At 63.0% G+C, this 18,893-nt stretch carries 17 protein-coding genes; 7 read left to right on the top strand and 10 right to left on the bottom strand.

Going from position 1 to position 18,893, the window contains the following annotated elements; all coding sequences use genetic code 11:
* Positions 1–203 precede the first annotated feature (203 nt).
* The 5 genes from B3397_RS15800 to B3397_RS15780 all read right to left on the bottom strand — a co-directional run bounded on the left by B3397_RS15800 (position 204) and on the right by B3397_RS15780 (position 4,612).
* Positions 204–1,538, bottom strand: coding sequence for a DEAD/DEAH box helicase (locus B3397_RS15800; RefSeq protein WP_296251769.1), 1,335 nt, complete (start codon positions 1,536–1,538; stop codon positions 204–206).
* 39 nt (positions 1,539–1,577) lie between these two features.
* Positions 1,578–2,477: a drug/metabolite exporter YedA gene (gene yedA / locus B3397_RS15795; RefSeq protein ID WP_296251767.1), complete on the bottom strand. Its 900-nt coding sequence runs from the start codon at positions 2,475–2,477 to the stop codon at positions 1,578–1,580.
* Between the two features lie 159 nt (positions 2,478–2,636).
* Complete coding sequence (locus B3397_RS15790) at positions 2,637–3,248, bottom strand: 3'-5' exonuclease (RefSeq protein WP_296251765.1); 612 nt, start codon at positions 3,246–3,248, stop codon at positions 2,637–2,639.
* 12 nt (positions 3,249–3,260) lie between these two features.
* Positions 3,261–3,740: an NYN domain-containing protein gene (locus tag B3397_RS15785; protein WP_296251763.1), complete on the bottom strand. Its 480-nt coding sequence runs from the start codon at positions 3,738–3,740 to the stop codon at positions 3,261–3,263.
* Between the two features lie 155 nt (positions 3,741–3,895).
* A complete protein-coding gene (locus B3397_RS15780; RefSeq protein WP_296251761.1) occupies positions 3,896–4,612 on the bottom strand; it encodes a DUF2076 domain-containing protein in 717 nt (238 codons plus the stop codon).
* Positions 4,613–4,828: 216 nt separating this feature from the next.
* On the opposite strand from B3397_RS15780, the gene B3397_RS15775 reads away from it, so the two are divergent.
* From B3397_RS15775 to B3397_RS15765, 3 genes are all read left to right on the top strand, one after another.
* Positions 4,829–5,497: a YciC family protein gene (locus tag B3397_RS15775; protein WP_296251759.1), complete on the top strand. Its 669-nt coding sequence runs from the start codon at positions 4,829–4,831 to the stop codon at positions 5,495–5,497.
* Positions 5,498–5,560: 63 nt separating this feature from the next.
* Positions 5,561–6,643 (top strand): endonuclease/exonuclease/phosphatase family protein, encoded by a 1,083-nt coding sequence (locus B3397_RS15770; RefSeq protein ID WP_296251757.1) that lies wholly within the window; start codon positions 5,561–5,563, stop codon positions 6,641–6,643.
* Positions 6,644–6,994: 351 nt separating this feature from the next.
* Positions 6,995–8,164, top strand: a complete 1,170-nt coding sequence (locus tag B3397_RS15765; RefSeq protein ID WP_296251756.1) for an MFS transporter — start codon at positions 6,995–6,997, stop codon at positions 8,162–8,164.
* 254 nt (positions 8,165–8,418) lie between these two features.
* On the opposite strand, the gene B3397_RS15760 is transcribed toward B3397_RS15765, so the two are convergent.
* Entirely contained in the window at positions 8,419–8,856 is a 438-nt protein-coding gene (locus B3397_RS15760; RefSeq protein WP_296251754.1) for a rhodanese-like domain-containing protein, read from the bottom strand.
* A gap of 96 nt (positions 8,857–8,952) precedes the next feature.
* Here B3397_RS15760 and ftrA point away from each other — a divergent pair, with 96 nt between their 5' ends.
* Positions 8,953–9,918: a transcriptional regulator FtrA gene (gene ftrA / locus B3397_RS15755; protein ID WP_296251832.1), complete on the top strand. Its 966-nt coding sequence runs from the start codon at positions 8,953–8,955 to the stop codon at positions 9,916–9,918.
* A 178-nt stretch (positions 9,919–10,096) separates the two neighbouring features.
* On the opposite strand, the gene hrpB is transcribed toward ftrA, so the two are convergent.
* The gene (gene hrpB, locus B3397_RS15750; protein WP_296251752.1) at positions 10,097–12,619 is read right to left on the bottom strand and encodes an ATP-dependent helicase HrpB; all 2,523 of its coding nucleotides are present in this window, start codon (positions 12,617–12,619) and stop codon (positions 10,097–10,099) included.
* 171 nt (positions 12,620–12,790) lie between these two features.
* On the opposite strand from hrpB, the gene B3397_RS15745 reads away from it, so the two are divergent.
* Together B3397_RS15745 and B3397_RS15740 are read left to right on the top strand one after the other, a co-directional pair.
* Positions 12,791–13,210, top strand: coding sequence for a polyribonucleotide nucleotidyltransferase (locus B3397_RS15745; RefSeq protein ID WP_296251751.1), 420 nt, complete (start codon positions 12,791–12,793; stop codon positions 13,208–13,210).
* 8 nt (positions 13,211–13,218) lie between these two features.
* Positions 13,219–14,106, top strand: coding sequence for a cation diffusion facilitator family transporter (locus tag B3397_RS15740; RefSeq protein WP_296251749.1), 888 nt, complete (start codon positions 13,219–13,221; stop codon positions 14,104–14,106).
* Positions 14,107–14,235: 129 nt separating this feature from the next.
* On the opposite strand, the gene B3397_RS15735 is transcribed toward B3397_RS15740, so the two are convergent.
* A complete protein-coding gene (locus B3397_RS15735; protein ID WP_296251748.1) occupies positions 14,236–15,279 on the bottom strand; it encodes a DUF6515 family protein in 1,044 nt (347 codons plus the stop codon).
* Positions 15,280–15,741: 462 nt separating this feature from the next.
* On the opposite strand from B3397_RS15735, the gene B3397_RS15730 reads away from it, so the two are divergent.
* The gene (locus B3397_RS15730; protein WP_296251747.1) at positions 15,742–16,221 is read left to right on the top strand and encodes an Lrp/AsnC family transcriptional regulator; all 480 of its coding nucleotides are present in this window, start codon (positions 15,742–15,744) and stop codon (positions 16,219–16,221) included.
* A gap of 402 nt (positions 16,222–16,623) precedes the next feature.
* On the opposite strand, the gene B3397_RS15725 is transcribed toward B3397_RS15730, so the two are convergent.
* A complete protein-coding gene (locus B3397_RS15725; RefSeq protein ID WP_296251829.1) occupies positions 16,624–17,190 on the bottom strand; it encodes a pseudouridine synthase in 567 nt (188 codons plus the stop codon).
* A 115-nt stretch (positions 17,191–17,305) separates the two neighbouring features.
* Positions 17,306–18,808, bottom strand: coding sequence for an AMP nucleosidase (amn, locus tag B3397_RS15720; protein ID WP_296251746.1), 1,503 nt, complete (start codon positions 18,806–18,808; stop codon positions 17,306–17,308).
* Between the last annotated feature and the right edge of the window lie 85 nt (positions 18,809–18,893).

The raw sequence follows: 18,893 nt of genomic DNA, 5'->3' as shown, positions 1-18,893 counted from the left end.
CCTCACCCCAACCCTCTCCCTAGGGGAGAGGGGGCTAAAAGCGGATCATCGACATCCGCAACACCCTCGTACGGCTCCCTCTCCCTCAGCGAGAGGGGGCGAAAAGCTGATCACCGACACCCGCAACACCCTCGTACGGCTCCCTCTCCCTCAGGGAGAGGGCTGGGGTGAGGGGACCAGTCACCGCCGATCTCCGCCCCTTATCAAGGCTTGCGTTTACGCGGCCCCGTATTGAACACCGGCACCTTGCGCACCGGTTTCGCCGCCGGCATGGCTTCCACCGGCGCATCTCCGCTGTCCACCCAACGCCCCAGGTTCTTCTTGTTGCCGCTGACCTTGGGCTTTTTCGGTTTCTTTGGCTTTTTCACCACCTGACCCGTCGCGTCCGTATCCGGCACGCGGTGATCGGGCACGAAATCCGGCTCATCCACCCGCTTCAAGGTCTGCCGGGTCAACATCTCGATGGCCGACAGCAACTGCACCTCATCGGCACACACCAGTGAGATCGCCTCGCCGGTGGCGCCCGCACGGCCGGTGCGGCCGATGCGGTGGATGTAGTCCTCGGCCACGATCGGCAGATCGAAATTCACCACCAGCGGCAGGTCGTCGATATCCAGCCCGCGCGCCGCGACATCGGTGGCCACCAGAATCTGCACTTCCGAGGCCTTGAATCGATCCAGCGCGCGCTGGCGAGTGGCCTGGGGCTTGTCGCCGTGAATGCCGTCGGCGTTCACACCCAAGCCCTGCAACTTCTCGACCAGCGCATCGACACCATTGCGCGTCTTGGCGAACACCAGCACCTGTTTCCAGCGCTGCTTTTTCAACAGGTGGCAGAACAGCTCGGCCTTGCGCTTTTTATCCACAGGCACGATCCACTGCTTCACCGAGCTGGCCGCCACGTTACGCGGGCTGACTTCAATGCTCAGGGGGTCATTGAGCATCTGCCCTGCCAACAGGCGAATGGAATCGGAGAAAGTCGCGGAGAACAGCAGTGTCTGGCGCTTCTTCGGCAGTGCAGCGTAGATATCTCGAAGCTCTTCGGAAAAACCCAGGTCGAGCATGCGGTCCGCTTCGTCCAGCACCAGCGTCTGCAACTGGCTGAACTTGACCGCGTTCTGCCGATACAGATCCAGCAAGCGCCCCGGCGTTGCCACCAGCAGATCGATGCCCTTGCGCAGCTTCATCATCTGCGGGTTGATGCTCACCCCGCCATACACCGCGTAAGTGCTCAGAGGCAGATGCTCGCCGTACTCGACGATGTTGGCATGCACCTGCTCGGCCAGCTCCCGGGTCGGGCACAGCACCAGTGCACGCACCGAGTTGCTGGCCACCTTGGGGCCCTCCATCGCCAATTGCTGCAACAGTGGCAGGGCGAAGCCGGCGGTCTTGCCGGTACCGGTCTGGGCGGCGGCCATCAGGTCGCGGCCGGCCAGCACTGCGGGAATGGCTTTGGCCTGCACTGGCGTCGGCGTTTCATAGCCCAGGGTTTGGAGGGCGCGCTGCAGGGGTTCGATCAGGCCAAGGGAGGCGAATGTCATGGGTCTACCGTTAGAAGATGTTTCGCAATGGCGCGCAGTTTACCCTGTCGGCGCTTCTTGCGCTTTGCGCCATTGCGGCACGCCGATCAACACCACGGCCCCGATGATCACCGCCATGGCCAGGCATTCGACGGCACCGATGTGTTCGTCGGCAAAGAGGATTCCCAACAGCACAGCCACCGCCGGGTTGACGTAGGCATAGCTGGTGGCCGCCGCCGGGCGCACGTGTTTGAGCAGGTACATGTAGGCGCTGAACGCCAGGATCGAGCCGAAACACACCAGATACGCCAGCGCCCCCCAACCGGCCAGGGTGGGCCACTGTGTCATGCGCTCGCCACTGAGTGCGCTGCCGAGCAGCAACACCGCGCCACCGATGAGCATCTCGGCCGCGCTGGCCATGGCCCCCTCGGGCAATGGCAGGCTGCGACTCCAGACCGAACCGAAAGCCCAGGACGCCGCGGCGAACAGAATCAGCGCAGCACCGAACGGGCTGGCCTGCAGGTTCGAGCCGAGGTTGAGCAGGCCGATGCCCACCAGGCCCAGGACGATGCCGGCCCACTCCAGGCGGGTATTGCGCTGGCCCCGCAGCAAACCGAACACGAGGGTGAACAACGGCACCGTGGCCACCGCCAGGGCCGCCACCCCGGAGGCTACCCCGGCATGCTCTGCCACGGTCACCCCGCCATTGCCGCAACTGAGCAGCAGCACGCCGATGCAACCGGCGGCGCGCCACTGGCGCCAGCTGGGATTGGGCGCACCGCGCAGGCGCAGGAAGGTGTAGAGAATGCTGCCGGCAATCACGAAGCGCACCCCGGCCATGAGCAGCGGCGGCCAGGATTCAACGCCGATGCGGATGAACAGGTAGGTCGAACCCCAGACAAGATACAGGGCGAGAAAAGCGCCGATCAGCATCAGCGGCGAGCGGGGGGAAGCAGGCATTGTGAAGGTCGTCCGTGGTGTTGTTTTTCGGGTGTGTCAGTGAGGCCGCTATCGCGGGTAGAACCCGCTCCCACAGGTGAACGGTGGCGTGCACACGTTACCTGTTTGGCCTGAAATACCCTGTGGGAGCGGGTTCTACCCGCGAGGGGCCCGAAAGCCCTACGCCGATCGATGCTTCTGCAGTGCGTCCAACATCTTCGCCACCGGCACTTTCTGCAACGTGCAGAACAGCCCGTGCGACACCTGCGCCAACCCATGGCGCTCGCGCAGTTCGGTGGCCAGGTGTTGCGTCAGGTTGGCCGCCATTTCGGCATCGGCCATGGCCCGGTGCGCCTGGCCGGTGTGAGGCAGCTTGGCCCACTGAGTCAGGGTGCCCAGCTTGTGATTGGGGGCGCCGGGGAACAGACGCCGGGCCAGCAGCATGGAACAGGCAAAACTCTGCACACGTTCACGGCGCAACAGGCTCAGCTCGTGGTCCCAGAACTTCTGGTCGAAAGAGGCGTTGTGCGCCAGCAGCGGCGTGCTGCCGACAAACTCCGCCACTTCGGCCATGACTTCGGCGGCAGGCGGCGCCTTGCGCACCATGGCCGTGGTGATGCCGGTCAGGCTGGCGACGAAGCCAGGCACCGGCAGGCCGGCATTCATCAGGCTCTGGTAGCGCCCCACGATCTGCCCGCGCTCGAGCATCACCACGGCGATTTCCGTAGCGCGACAGCCCATGTTCGGCGAGATGCCAGTGGTTTCGAAGTCGATGACAGCAATGCGTTCCAAAACGGTGAAACCTCAATTCTTCAGCAGCAATGCGCCCTCGATGGGCACATAGCGGGTCGCGGCGCGGATCAGTGAGTTGGCGGTCAGGCCCGGTACGCCATAGGCCACGGCTTCGACGCCGTGCTTGCCGATGATGCGATCGAGCAGCAGGTCGAAGTCACCATCGCCCGAAGCCAGTACCACTTCGTCGACGTGGTCGGCGGCGTCCATGATATCGATGGTGATGCCCACATCCCAGTCCCCTTTGGCGGAGCCGTCGCTGCGCTGGATGTACGGTTTGAGTTTGACCGTGAAGCCCAGGTTGCGCAGGATCTGCTGGAACTGCTGCTGTTTGCTGTCGCCGCGGTCGATGGCGTAGGCATAGGCCTCGACGATTTGTCCGCGCTGGCTGATGTCGGCCCACAAGGCCGCGTAATTGAAGTGGCAGCCATGGGCCTGGCGCACGGTGTAATAGAGATTCTGTACATCGGCGAACACCGCGATCTTCTTCACCGCACATCCTCGTCGCGCTGGGCGCCTGGGCTTGATGGGCGGGTAGTATGACAGTGTTGCGGGGGTTGTGAGGGCCTGTTCGCGGCTTCACCCCGCTCCTGGCAAGATTGCGGCCCTGCAGGAGCGGCGTGAAGCCGCAAAGACGTCGTCAGCCTTTACACATAATCATCGTCATTGGAAAAGAACCCACCTTCGTCGCCACCGCTGTCGTAATCGGTATCGGCCAGGCCACCTTGATCATTCCAGCTGTCGTTGCTCACCTGCTGGTTATCAGCCGTGTCATTCCAACCGCTCGTGTCGGCCGCCTGGGCAGGCTCTTCCTTGATGACCTCGACAATCTCCTGGGGATTGTTGTGGTGAAACAGGCTGCTGATGCCCTCGGCCAACATCACACCCCCTGCCACGCCGGCGGCGGTCTGCAAGGCGCCGCGCATGAAGCCACCGCCGGCAGGCGCCTGACCTTGTGGCGCATAGTTCTGCTGGGGTGGCGGCTGGTAGGCCGGTGCCTGGCGCGACGGTTCACGCCAGCCGCTGCCGCTGGGTTGCGCAGGCTGGGCCGGCTGCACATCACGATTGCCGCCACCGAAGATGCTCGACAGAAACCCACCGCTCTGCTGTGGCGCTGGCGATTGCGCCTGGCTCCTGGCCTGCTGCAGGTCGGCTTGCAGTTGTTTGTTCTGCTCGCTCAGGCGCTTGATTGCCGCCTCTTGAACCAGAATGGCCTGGGCCATGTAGTAGGCGGCTGCTGGCTGGTTGGCCACATGGCCCTTGATCCGCTCATCGGCCTGGGCGTCGCGGGCGCCGCCTTCGGCCTCTGCCTGCTTGAGCCGTGTGAACAGACCGTCGATCAGGCTTTGTTCATCAGTGTTCATGGCGACCTCGTTCGATTGCCTGGGTTGTTCGAGCCGGCACACTGGCCGGGCTTGCTTCAATAGTGGGGCCTGCCCCATGCCTTTCAATGACCGGCGCGGATTAAACTTTGTTCATGCCCGGCGCCAGGCGGCGGGCCAACGCTGGGGCGCAGGGTGTTGCAACCGATCACCATCGGCTAAAGTGTCGGCCTGCTTTTAGACCTGTGACCTGGCCTCATGAACCCGCTGATCGTATTGCGCGACTCGTTCTATTTTTTCCGTAGCAACCTGTGGGCGATCGTGCGCCTGTGCCTGCCGCTGGTGGTGATGGAAGCGCTGGCCAAGGAGCTGGTGGACCAGGTCACCGGCCCCGAGGGCTCGGCCCTCTACGATATCGCCGTGGGCCTGTTGTTCTACCCGATGTACACCGCCGCTCTGATCCTGTTTCTGGACGCACGCACCGATGGCTACGAACCCCACGGCCGCCACCTGTTGGGCAAGGCCCTGCATCTGTGGCCCCGCTTCGCCTTGCTCGCGGGCATGAGCACCGCGCTGATCATGCTCGGCATGTCGCTGTTTTTCCTGCCAGGGCTGTTCGTGATGATCAAGCTGGCGTTCGCCGAGTATCTATTGGTGCTGCGCAATCTCACGCCCTTGCAAGCCATGCGTGAGAGCTTTCAGCTGACCACCGGCAAATTCTGGCCGATCCTCACCACCGTACTGGCGGTCATGGTGCCGCTGTGGCTGCTCGACGGCTTGAGCGCGATGGCCTGGGCCGACACGCAACCCACACCGATCACCCTGTTGATCGACAGCGTGAACAGCTTCCTGCAACTGTTCCCCAGCATCGTCATGTTCCGCCTGTTCATGCTGATGGCCGAGCCGGTGTCCCGCCGCTCGCAATGACTTGGGCTGCGGCCACGCTGTCGGTTATGCTCGCGGGCACCCAGCAACGCCTAAGCCGAGCCGATGATCCGTCTACTGCGCACGATCCTGCTGCTGTCACTGTTGCTCGCTGCGGCGCTGTACGCCGTGCTGCAAGCGGTCACCTGGCGCCCTGAACCTCGGGAAAAGCTGCCGGTGAGCTGTCGCGCAGACGCGCCGGTGCTGGTGCCGGGGCAGGCGTTGAAAGTCATGAGCTGGAACGTCCAGTTCCTGGCGGGCAAACGCTACGTGTTCTGGTACGACGCGCCGCAGGGCCAGGACGAACGTCCCAGCCGCGAAGATCTGGCCTACACCCTGGATGAAGTGGTACGGGTGATCCGTGACGAGGCGCCGGACCTGGTGCTGCTGCAGGACGTCGACGACAACGCCCGGGCCACCGGCCATCAGGACCAACTGGCGCTGCTGCAGGAGCGCGTCGTGGACCTGTACCCTTGCGCCGCCCAGGCCTTCGATTGGAAAGCGGATTTCGTGCCCGACCCGCACGTGCTGGGCAGCGTTGGCCGCAAGCTGGTGACCCTCAGCCGTTTCAACATCAAGCAGGCCAGCCGCCTGCAACTGCCCCAGCGCCCTGCCCCCTGGTACAGCGAACCGTTCCAGCCACGGCGGGCGGTGCTCACCGCCTACCTGCCGCTGCGCGAGGGCGGCCAGGTAGCCGTGCTCAATACCCAGTTGTCCACTTATTCGGCCGACGATGACGTGCAGGCGCAGCAGGTACAGGCCTTGGTCAAGCGTGTCGACAAGCTGGAAAGCCTCGGCACCCCGTGGCTGCTGGGAGGCAACCTCAATCTGCTGCCGCTGGGCCAGCACCGGCGTCTGGCGGCAGACGAACAGGCGCACTATTCCCCCGACAGCGACCTGCATCTGTTGTGGGACAAGTACCCAATGATTCCCAGCAATGCCGAAGCCAGCGGCGCCGAGCGGGCCGACTGGTTCACCCGCTTCCCCAACGGCGCGCAAGGGCCGGATCGCACCCAGGATTACCTGATTCACAGCCCGCGCTTGCAGCGCGTGGATGCCAGGGTAAGGCAGGACGATACCCTGGGTATTTCCGATCACCTGCCGGTGCTGGGGCGGTTCCTGCTGCCGGTGGCGGTGGAAGCGCCCTGATGCTGGCTATCCGGAATCTACAGCGCCAGTGCCGGCCCCATCGCGGGTAGAACCCGCTCCCACAGGACACCACCCTCCCCCCTGTGGGAGCGGGCTCTGCCCGCGATTGGCCCGCCCAGCCATCCAAGAACCAACAGACACCTCACCATCTCCGCCGCCCTCCAGGCCATATGAGACTTCCCCTGTGGGAGCGGGCTCTGCCCGCGATTGGCCGGCACAGCCACTAAAGAAACGGCTGACACCCCAATTGTTGCCCGCCAGTCAAATATGAATTACCCAGCCTAGCATTTAAGTCAACAGACGCCCCCGCTACCATACCCCCCACTCTCCATCCCCTTCAGGATCCCCACCATGAAACCCATCTGGGCGCTCATCGCGCTGGCCATCGGCGCGTTCGCCATCGGCACCACGGAGTTCACCCCCATGGGTCTGCTCCCCGTCATTGCCACCGGCATCGACGTCTCGATTCCCACCGCGGGCATGTTGATCACCGCCTACGCCCTGGGCGTCATGATCGGCGCGCCAATCATGACCCTGGCGCTGAGCCGCTTCCCCACCAAGAAAGCACTGATGCTGCTGATGGGCATCTTCGTGGTCGGCAACCTGCTCTCGGTAATCGCGCCCGGCTACTGGACCCTGCTGATCTCCCGCCTGATCACCAGCCTCAACCACGGCGCGTTCTTCGGCCTAGGTTCCGTACTGGCCGCCAGTCTTGTCGCCAAGGACAAGCAAGCCAGCGCCGTGGCCACCATGTTCCTGGGCCTGACCATCGCCAATATCGGCGGCGTGCCCGCGGCCACCTGGATCGGCCAGCAGATCGGCTGGCGCATGGCCTTTGCGATCACCGCCGTACTGGGCGTTGTCGCCATCATCGCCCTGGCAATCACCCTGCCCAAGGGCAAGGCCGGGCAGATGCCCAACGTGCGCGCCGAACTCAAGGTGCTGACACGTCCCGCCGTACTGATGGCCCTGGCCACCACCGTCATGGGCGCGGGTGCGATGTTCACCCTCTACACCTACGTGGCGCCGGTGCTGGCCACCCTGACCGGTGCGTCCTCGGCGTTCATCACCCTGGGTCTGGTATTGATCGGCGTAGGCTTCACGCTCGGCAACGCCGTGGGCGGCCGCATGGCGGACTGGTCGCTGGAAGGCAGCACCAAGATTTTCCTGGCCCTGCTGGCCGCGGTCATGCTGATCCTGCCGCTGGCCCTCACCCATCACGTCGGCGCCGCCATCGGCCTGCTGGTGTGGGGTATCGTGACCTTCGCCATCGTGCCACCGGTGCAGATTCGGGTGATGCAGGCGGCCCACGACGCACCGGGGCTGGCCGCATCGGTCAACGTCGGTGCGTTTAACCTGGGTAATGCGCTGGGCGCCGCGGTCGGCGGTGCGGTGATTTCTGCGGGACTGGGTTACGCGGCAGTACCCGTCGCCGGTGCCGCGCTGGCGGCAGCAGGCTTGCTGCTGGTGCTGGCCAACCGCAGCGGCAAGCAGCCGGTGGTGCAGATCGAGACGGTGTAAGCCGAGCTGCTTTCCAGGTCTTGCGCGGTTTGATCCGCGCAGTGGCCTCGGCTAGCAGCGTACCGCTCGGTTGCACACGATCACAAAGCGCAATTTCTGATCCGCACATTCGCCAAAGGCCGGACTGACAATCGAAAATTCCGGCATGGGAGGTGTAGGCCGCGGTTAATCGAGTGTTGCGGCCCAAGCCAGAGTGCCCCCACTTCAGATGCGCGTAATGGAAGCCGCCAAGGAACGCACCGCATCAGGTAGTTTCAGCATTCGCATGAGATTGCTGAAGCGACGGTGACGTTGGGTGCATCTTCCCCTACCAGTGAGAGCCCTTCATCAAGCCACCCTGTCACCCCACCCAACATCTCTTTCACGGCGTAACCCAGATGAGCTATCCGGGCAGCTGCCTTATGAACACCGTTGCAATGGGGCCCGGCGCAATACACAACAAAAAGAGTGTCACTCCCAAACTCCGACAGACGCTCAGCGGTAATCAGCTTCGTCGGGATGTTGATGGCTCCCGGAACATGCGCCTGAGCAAAGACGTCCGGGCTACGTACGTCCACCAGGATGTAATCGACCTCACCCGTCTGGTAGGTACGATAAACGTCAGAGCAATCCGTCTCGAAGCGCAGACGGCTATTGAAATGTGCATAGGCCTCGGCTGGAGCTGCTGCAGGAATCTGGCTGATCATGGACATCGTGTTTGCCTCATTGAAGGAGCGAAAACCCACTTTAGCCAAGAGCCTCAAGACGCTACAGTGGCGAAATTGACATCGAGTGGTAATTTTTCGCCAATGCAAAATGTATCTGATCTGGTTGCGGTATTGGCTTACGACGGGCTTTGCCTTTTCGAGTTTGGCATCGCTGTCGAGATTTTTGGCTTGCCACGGCCAGAGTTCGATTTCCCCTGGTATCGCCATGCTGTCGTCGCCGTAGATCAGGGCCCCATGCGGGCGTTTGAAGGATTTGAGGTCAAAGCCGATGGGGATTTGGGATTGCTGCCAGACGCCGGAACGATTGTGATCCCAGGTTGGCGCAGTAGGAGTGAGCCTCCACCCGAGGCATTGTTAAAAGCGCTTCGCGATGCGCATGAGCGCGGAGCCAGGCTGATTTCCATCTGTTCAGGTGTGTTCGTACTCGCCGCCGCCGGGCTGCTCGATGGAAAGCGAGCCACTACCCACTGGCGTTACACGGATGAACTTGCCCATAGGTTTCCCGCCGTAGAGGTAGATCCGGGCGTGCTTTATGTCGACGAGGGCCAGGTGATCACATCTGCCGGCAGCGCAGCGGGGATCGACGCGTGCCTGCATCTGGTCGAGCGTGATTTCGGTGCCAACATAGCTAATAGCGTAGCGCGCCGGCTTGTGATGACCCCTCAACGCTCCGGAGGACAGGCGCAATTTATTCCAACGCCGGTTGCGCAAACGCCGCGCCATGATCTGTCAGGCATTTTGGAGTGGGCCCGTCAACATTTGAGCGAACCGTTGACCATCACCCAGTTGGCGGCGAAAGCGCTTATGAGTGACCGCACTTTTTTACGACGGTTTACTGAAGCCACTGGCACTACACCCAAACGCTGGTTACAGCACGAACGTATAGCTCAGGCGCGCTCGATGCTGGAAAGCTCGGCGTTGAGCAGCGAACAGATAGCCCTGCGTTGCGGCTTCGCGTCAGTAGAGAGTTTTCGGGTGGCGTTCCGAAGCGTGGTGGGCCTTGCCCCTTCGTATTACCGAGAAGGATTCGGGCATCGAGAGACCTGACATCTGGGCAGGTTCAGGATTCACCTATCGTACCGGTGTAGCTTTGGAGCGTTTCACCTGCTTTTCAAATGGAAGCAGAGGGCGCAGGCCCACCGGGTCGAAGGCTCGGGGATGAAAGCCCGGAGGGTCGATTCACTACAGCCGACCGACAGAGCACGCTTAAAGAGCTGTTTGCCTCTCAGGGTTTCCTAGGCTTCGCTCTGGCAGTCGCCTCAGCCACTAATGGATCTTCAGGCCAATAGTGCTTTGGGTATCGGCCCTTGAGATCCTTCTTCACTTCCACGTAAGTGTTACGCCAGAAATTGGCAAGATCCTGGGTAACTTGCACGGGCCTGCGGGCTGGCGACAGCAGATGCAGAACCAGCGGCTGCTTGCCTTGGGCGATACGTGGGGTTTCAGCCAAGCCGAAAAGCTCCTGAAGCCGCACTGCGAGGATTGGCGGATGCTGCGAGTAGTCGATTCGGATGTTCGAGCCGGACGGCACCTGGATCGCCTGAGGCGCCTGAGTCTCCAGTTCCTGCGGTAGCGGCCAAGGCAGGAGATTTCTGACTATCGAAGACAGATCAAGCTGACTGAAGTGGCTCAGCCTTGTGACCTTACCCAGATACGGCGTGAGCCACTCTTCGAGTGTGTCGAGAAGGTTGGCATCGCTGAGATCAGGCCATTTGCTTTCTACCTGGCCATTCTGGATATCCAGCTGACGCAGCAGATCGACCCGCGCTTGCCACTGCCGCAGATCAGGGTTCCACGGCAGGAGCTCGATACCCTTGCGCCTCACCAGGTTGACCAAGGCCAGCGAACGGGTTTGCTCATCAAGACTCGGCAGGGCCTTCGTCGACAAGACGAGTTGCCCAACCTTCAGTTGCCGCTCAGCCTTCAGCACCCCTTCCCTTTCATCCCAATCGACCTCATCCACAGACCTCACAAGGTCAGCCAACTCATCATTGAACAGGCCCGGATCGAGGTCACTCGCCAGGTAGATACGCTCTTCGCGCTGCCCTTGCCGGCTACCCAGGTCGGCCACCACCAGCCACTCGTGCTTGGTGAGAGCATCGGGCTCTGAGAACACGGCAGCCCGACCGTTGGACAGACGGTACTCGGATGCACTTGCACGCCTCTGCTGGCCGATTCGGTCAGGGTAGGCGAACGCCAGTAGACAGCCCACCCATCGTGGGTGATCAAGCTCGCTAACCGGGTTGGATGCCTTCCCACGCAGCAGGGAGCGGTACTGCCGAGCAGACTGCTTCACCCGCTGGAGGGAACCACCACTTCGACGTGAATGTTGCTCGCCTGACAAGGCACTCAGCCTGGTGTGAAGGTCGGCACCCGCTCCACGCAGAATGTCTTTTTCACCCAGCAGCGCTGCGATGTTGCACGCCAAGTCATCCAGGCCCATTGCATTGCCTTTGATGAGCATGTGGGCGATCCGTGGATGCGCTGGGAGCGCGCTCATGGCCGAACCGTGTGACGTGAGCTGTCCAGCATCGTCGAGTGCGCCCAGACGCTTGAGCAGGTCTCTGGCTTGGCCGAAAGGAGCTGATGGAGGTTGGTCGAGCCAGGTCATTTCCTCTGGCTTCATTCCCCAGCGGGCCAACTGCAGCGCCAGGGCTGCGAGATCCGCTTGCAGGATCTCAGGGGTGCTGTAGCCGGCCATTTGCTCGTGCTGCGACTCCGACCACAGGCGATAGCAGACGCCCGGCTCCAAGCGCCCTGCCCGCCCCGCACGCTGGGTGGCACTTGCCTTCGAGATACGCTGTGTGTCGAGCCGGGTCATGCCACTGCGAGGATCGAACCTCGGTACTCGCTCCAGACCACTGTCCACCACGACCCTGACGCCTTCGATGGTCAAGCTGGTCTCGGCGATGTTCGTGGCCAGTACGATCTTGCGGGAGCCCTTGGGTGCCGGATCTATCGCAGCACGCTGAGCGTTCAGGTCAAGATCGCCATACAGCGGGCATACGATCACCTCTGGACGGCTGCTCAGCTGCTCCTTGAGGGTCTCCGCCACCCGCCTGATCTCTGCCTGCCCAGGAAGGAAAACCAGAACGCTTCCCGGCTGTTCGTCGATGGCGGCCAAGCAGGTGTCCGTCACTCGCGCATCGATTCGCTCGCCAGGCTGATAGGGACTACCCCAAACCGTTGAGACCGGATACATCCGCCCTTCACTGGTGACCACAGGCGCATCATTCAGCACCTTTGAAAGGCGAGCACCTTCCAGCGTGGCGGACATCATGAGCAGCTTGAGCGGGGGTTCATCGCGCAGCAGTTCGCGGGCACTCAGGCACAGCGCCAGTGCAAGGTCGGAGTCGAGATTTCGCAGGTGGTATTCATCGAAGATGACCACGCCCACGCCTTCCAGCGCAGGGTCATCTTGGAGCCGGCGGGCCAGGATGCCTTCGGTAACCACCTCGATCTGGGTTCGCGGGCCTATCTTGCTTTCAAGGCGAATTCGGTATCCAACCGTCTCGCCAACCTTCTCGCTCAACTCGCTGGCCAGCCGCTCTGCTGCAGCACGCGCGGCCAGCCGGCGGGGTTCGAGCATCAGGATCTTCTGATCACCAAGCCAGGGCTCACGCAGCAACGCCAAGGGCACGCGGGTGGTCTTGCCCGCGCCGGGCGGGGCTTCGAGGACGGCTTCGTGGCGCTCGGCCAAAGCCTGGCGCAGGGCGGGCAGGACGGCGTCGATGGGTAGCGAGATCATGGGTACTCCGGAGCAAGGCGCGAAGTATAACGCTGGCCCTGGCGGGAGGGGGTTGGACATACTTTGTATTTGCGGGGCGAGCCCACAAGAACCTACCCCCGGACAACACGGTCTACCTACTCGGCTTGGCCATTTGCTTGTATCGTTGAGTCCTGACTTTCGGAGATGTGCATGCGTATTCCTTCGCGTTTGATCGGTGGCGCCGTTGTCGCTGCCCTGGTGACCCAACTGACTGCCTGCGGCACCCTGTTCTGGCCGGATCGCCGGGGGCAGATCGAGGGCCGTATCGACCCTGTGGTGGCGGCGCTGGATGCCATCGGCATTCTGTTTTATGTGATTCCGGGCCTGATCGCCTTTGGCGTGGACTTCGCCACGGGCGCCATCTACCTCAATGACGGTGCCACCGCTCAGGTGGCACCGGAGAAACTTCAGGAGGCCATCGGCGCCGATGGCAAGGTGGACAACCACAAGCTGCAGGCCATTCTGCAAACCGAGCTGGGCCGCAGCCTGCCGCTCGACGATCCACGCCTCATCCAGCACAAGGGCAGCGTCGAACAGCTGGCCATGTATGGCTTGAAGCCAGCCGCCTGAGGAAGTCGATGCCGACCAGTAAAGAACACGCCCGCCTGTTGCGGTTGGCAACGAGGGCGTCGCTGGCAGTGGCCAGCATCCTGATCGTCGCCAAGGCGATTGCCTGGTGGATGAGCGGGTCGGTGAGCCTGTTGGCGGGGTTGACCGATTCGGTGCTCGATGGCGCGGCGTCGTTTCTCAACCTGCTGGCGGTGCACTACGCCTTGCGCCCCGCCGACGACGACCACCGCTACGGGCACGGCAAGGCCGAGGCCCTGGCGGGGATGGCCCAGGCGCTGTTCATCGGGACCAGCGCCTTGCTGATCGGCTATCAGGCGATCAAGCACCTGCAGGATCCACAACCCTTGGGCGATGCTGGCGTGGGCATTGCCGTCATGCTGCTGTCGCTGGCGCTCACGGTCGCGTTGCTGGCGCTGCAATATCGGGTGATCAGGGAAACCGGATCCACGGCCGTGCGTGCCGACTCGCTGCACTACCGCTCCGACCTGTTGCTCAACGGCAGCATTCTGGTGGCTTTGGTGCTGGCCAGTTATGGCTGGCCACAGCTGGATGCGGTGTTTGGTTTGGGGATCGCGCTTTATATCCTTTGGAGCGCGGTGCATATCGCCCGGGAAAGTACCGCAATCCTGATGGACAAGGAGCTGCCGGTGGATGTCAGCGAGCAGATGCTGGCCCTGGCGTGTGCGGTGCCTGGAGTGCTGGGGGCGCATGATTTGCGCACGCGGATGTCCGGCAATCACTGGTTTGTGCAGTTGCATCTGGAGTTGCCGGGGGCGCTGACGTTGTCGGCGGCTCATGAACTGTGCGAGGAGGTGGAGGCGGTGATCAAGCAAGCGTATCCGCGGGCGGAGGTGTTGGTGCATGCGGATCCGCAGGAGGTTGTTCGGGAGGGTTAGCGTAGGGCGCGGGGGATTGTGGGGGATGGCCCCCTCACCCCAGCCCTCTCCCTGAGGGAGAGGGAGCGAGAAGCGGCTCTCTTCCTCAGGGAGGGGCTGGATTGAGGTGATCCTGCACCCCAAATCCAGCTAGTTGACGCTATACCCCCGCGACGCAAAGCAATTCGCCAAGCTCTGCCGATACACGCTCACCACTTCCGGCGCTGGCGCATAGGTCGCCGCGGCCGGGTCGAAGCGGCTCTGTTCCGAAGCCCAGCGTTTGCACTCGTATTGATCCTGGGCGATCTGCTGCGGGCTCTGCCCCTGGGCCGGGTAGGCGGCGACGTCGTAACCGGTGGCAGCAGGCACGGTCTGCGGCGACGGTGCGTTGACCGGTGGATTCACCACGATGTATTCCTGGGTATTGTCGGCCCACTGGTAATACGTGCCCGAGGCCAGGAAGAACACCGAGCTGCCTATCCACATGCGCTGTGCATAATCGGGCAGATAGCGTACACGGGCGCCGTAAGGGGGTTGCACGACGACATAGCGCGGGCCCTGTGGACGGTACCAATAGCCGCCCGAGAAGTAGTAATCCTGGCCACGATAGGGCACCCGGTAGTTCTGCCCCGGGAAGCGGTCGATCACCTGGCCGGGACGGTATTGCGGACCGGGGCCCCAGCCGTTGCCGTGGCCGCCGGGCCAGCGGTCGTAGCCGGGACGCTGTCCCGGGCCGCCGGCTTCCCAGTGACGATCGTTGTCACGGCGCAGGTCCGGGTAGCTACCCCGCAGGGGCGACTGAGTCTGACGCACTTCGTCAGGCTTGCCGATGATGGGCGGTCGGCCGTTCTGCTGGCCGTTGTCGGGGCGGCCATTGTCGGGCCGGCCCTGCTCCGGGCGGCTGCCTTGCCACTGATTCTGGTTGCCGCCGCCGGGCGGTCTGCCCTGCCATTGCCCTGGGTTGCCTTGAGGCGGGCGATTCTGCCACTGGCCCTGGTTGCCCCCCGAAGGCGGTCTGTTCTGCTGACCGCCCCCCTGGTTCTGGCCAGGGCCGGCGTTCCCACCCCCAAGGCCGCGTTGGCCACCGTTGGAACTGCCACGCAGTTGGTCCTGCGGGCCTTCGGCATACGCGTGCGCGCCGATCGCCAGCGAAAGCACACCAACACCGGCCAAACGCCAGATGCGCGATTTCATGCTGTTCCTCATAGGGGTGCGGGGATTAATCATCAGACTGAAAAACCGGAGAGCGGTTCTGTGAAGATCTTATCAGTCTGCCTGTCGAGGATATCGGCTGCCGCGCAAGTTTCATGATGGGCACTGTGCAGCCCCTGATTCGCGCGCAAAAAAAAAGGAGGCCCGTCGGCCTCCCCTCTCGAACTTCGTCCGTGCTCGACGCTTGTGACGTCGGCTCACTTCACGCCGCCTTCTGGGCAGGGTGCAGCCCGGGGGCCAGCGCAGCCCCGGTGGGGGCGGTGGCCGCAGCCAGCCTGTTTGGGCTGACGCAGTGGACTCATGTCCGGGCAGTGATTCTGGTAATAACGATACCTCTGGCGAGGTGCTGAACGATTGCGAAGATTGCTGTTTTATATAGCACTTGCGCAATTTTTGACTTCGGATGGATAATTTGCCGCAACTGAAAAGACCAAGGCCGAATTCATGAGCAAACTTGATCGCTACGACCTGAGCATTCTCGCGGAATTGCAGCGCGACGCGCGGATCTCCAACCAGGAGTTGGCGGAGCGCATTGGCTTGTCGCCCTCCCCCTGTTCGCGGCGCGTCAAGCAGCTAGAGGACGACGGCTACATCTCGCGCCAGGTCGCGCTGCTGGACCGCAAGAAGCTCGGGCTGAGCCTGACGGCCTATGTCTTGATCGGCATGGATCGGCATACGCCCGAGCGGTTCGAGACCTTCGAGGCGGCCATTCGCAATCTGCCTCAGGTGCTGGAGTGCAGTTTGGTGACCGGGATGGATGCCGATTACCAGTTGAAAGTGGTGGTGCCGGATATGGATCACTACCAGAAACTGCTGCTGGGGCATCTGACAAGGATTGAGGGGGTCACCAGTGTGCGGTCGAGTTTCGTGTTGAATCAGGTGATGGCCAGTACCGAGTTGCCGCTGACCCATCTGCGCGGGTGAGGCGGTAGTTTGGGGTGGGTCCAAGGGCCTCATCGCGGGTAGAACCCGCTCCCACAGGGGGGGGTGAGCCTGAAGGTTTGGGGCTGGGTTGGAGGGCCTCATCGCGGGCAGAGCCCGCTCCCACAGGGAGGGGGGCGAGACTGACGGTTTGGGGCCGGGTTGTAGGGCCTCATCGCGGGCAGAGCCCGCTCCCACAAGAGGGGGGGGGGTGTGGTGGTGTTGGGTTCTGATGGCTGGCGGACATCTTTTGTGGGAGCGGGTTCTACCCGCGATGGCGGCTTGGGAGACGCCGCGGGATCTGGGATGTGCGGGGTTTGTGGGGGCCTCTTCGCGGCTTGACGCCGCTCCTACACGGGACCGAACCGTAGGAGCGGCGTGAAGCCGCGAAGGGGCCGGCCCTGCCTACAACGAAGCCGGTACCTCACGCCACTCACCCTGCCCCAACCCTTCGATCGTCCAATCGCCGATGCGCACCCGCACCAGACGCAACGTAGGCAAACCCACCGCTGCCGTCATGCGCCGTACCTGCCGATTGCGACCTTCCTTGATCACCAACTCCAACCACCGGGTCGGCACGCTTTTGCGAAACCGCACGGGCGGGTTCCGGGGCCACAGGTCGGGCTCCTCAATCAGGCGGGCCTGCGCGGGCAATGTCATGCCGTCGTTCAGCTCGACACCGGCACGCAATTGCTCGAGCTGGCGTTCATCAGGCTCGCCTTCAACCTGCACCCAGTAAGTCTTGGCCAGCTTGTGACGAGGGTCGGCGATACGGGCTTGCAGTTGCCCGTCGTTGGTCAGCAGCAGCAACCCTTCGCTGTCGCGATCCAGCCGACCCGCCGGGTAGATCCCGGGAATGTCGATGAAGTCTTTCAACGTCGCGCGCCCTTGGTCATCGCTGAACTGGGTCAGCACATCGAAGGGCTTGTTGAACAACACCAGGCGCGGTGCGGCGGGCGGCGCTTTGGCCACGCGTCGCGGGCTGTTGAAGGGGCGAGGTTTGGAGCGAGGAGGCAGGGGCATGATCAGGCTTTCGTACCGGCAAGGTCGCCTATGCTAGAGCGCCTTGCCGGGGACGGCAAACCTGTCAGCGGAACGGCGGCTCGTCGAAGCTGCGCAGTTTGCGCGAGTGCAGCGAGTTGAGCTGGTTGCGCAGCAGGTTCAGGGCGGCGATGCCGATATTCAGATGCTGGCTGACCGCGCGGTTATAGAACGCGTTGGCCGAACCGGGCAGCTTGATCTCGCTGTGCAGCGGTTTGTCCGATACACACAGCAGCGTGCCATAGGGCACCCGCAGCCGATAACCCTGCGCGGCGATAGTGCCACTCTCCATGTCCACCGCCACGGCACGCGACAGGTTGATCAACGGCCGTTCCTGAGCCCAGCGCAGCTCCCAGTTGCGGTCGTCGTAGGTCAGCACGGTGCCGGTGCGCAGGCGTTTTTTCAAATCGTCGCCACGCTCGCCGGTGACTTGCGCTGCGGCTTCCTGCAACGCCAGTTGCACCTCGGCCAGGGCCGGGATAGGAATGTTGGGCGGCAGTACCCGATCCAGAATGCCGTCTTGGCGCATGTAGGCGTGCGCCAGCACGTAGTCGCCGATGGTCTGGGACTGCCGCAGGCCGCCACAATGGCCGATCATCAGCCAGCAATGGGGCCGCAGGACGGCCAGGTGATCGGTGATGTTCTTGGCGTTGGACGGGCCGACGCCGATGTTGACCAGGGTCACGCCGTCGCCATCTTCGGCAATGAGGTGGTAGGCCGGCATCTGGTAGCGGTGCCAGACAACGCTGGCGACCAGGGCTTGGGCCTCGCCGTTGTCCATGCCCTTTTCGATGATGACGTTACCGGGCATCACCAGTCGCACGAAACGTGGATCACTTTGCAACTGCTCCAGGCCGTGGGTGACGAACTGGTCGACGTAACGGTGGTAGTTGGTCAGCAGGATCCACGGCTGCACGTGTTTCCAGTCGCTGCCGGTGTAGTGGATCAAGCGACGCAGGGAGAAATCCACCCGCGCGGCGTCGAACAGCGCCAGCGGCAGCGGGTCGGCGGTGGCCCAGTCGTAGAGCCCGTCGGCGATGCCATCGGTGGCGGCAGACAGGTCGGTGCTGGGGAACACTCGCGCCAGCGCCGCGGCGGTGACGCCGCTGCCGGCCAGCTCGTCGCCCTGGTCCACTACGTAGGGATAGGGGATGTTCTGTTCACTGACGCCCACTTCGATGGTGACCGCAAAATCGCGCATCAGGGGCTTGAGCTGGTCCAGTAGGTAACCGCGGAAAGCGGCAGGCTGGGTGACGGTGACCGAATAGACCCCCGGGGTGTTGACCTTGGCGTAGGCGCGGGTGATGGCAGGGACTTCACCGTTGTAGGCGTAGGTCAGGCGCAGTTCGGGATAGCGAAACAATGCGCGCTGGTCGGCGTCGGGTTCGCTGCGGTCCTTGAGGTAACGCTTGAGGGCCTGACTGAGGGCTTGGGTGGCGCGTTCGTGCAGCGCTGCCAGCCGGTCGACGGCTTGTTCGGCGGTTTCAACGACTTCGAAGTCTGCGGCAATACTCATGGTGCACGTCCTGTCTGATCTGGCAGGTTTCATCTTGCCTGTAATGTGTTTCAAAGGCACGTTTGCAGTGGAGGGAATCGTCGATGCGGCGGCTATTGCTTTCGCGGCTGTACGCCGC

The sequence above is a fragment of the Pseudomonas sp. UBA4194 genome (genome assembly GCF_002379585.1).
Classification (GTDB): domain Bacteria; phylum Pseudomonadota; class Gammaproteobacteria; order Pseudomonadales; family Pseudomonadaceae; genus Aquipseudomonas.
Note: the sequence above shows the minus strand (reverse complement) of the source record. Positions and strands in the feature narration are given on the sequence as shown.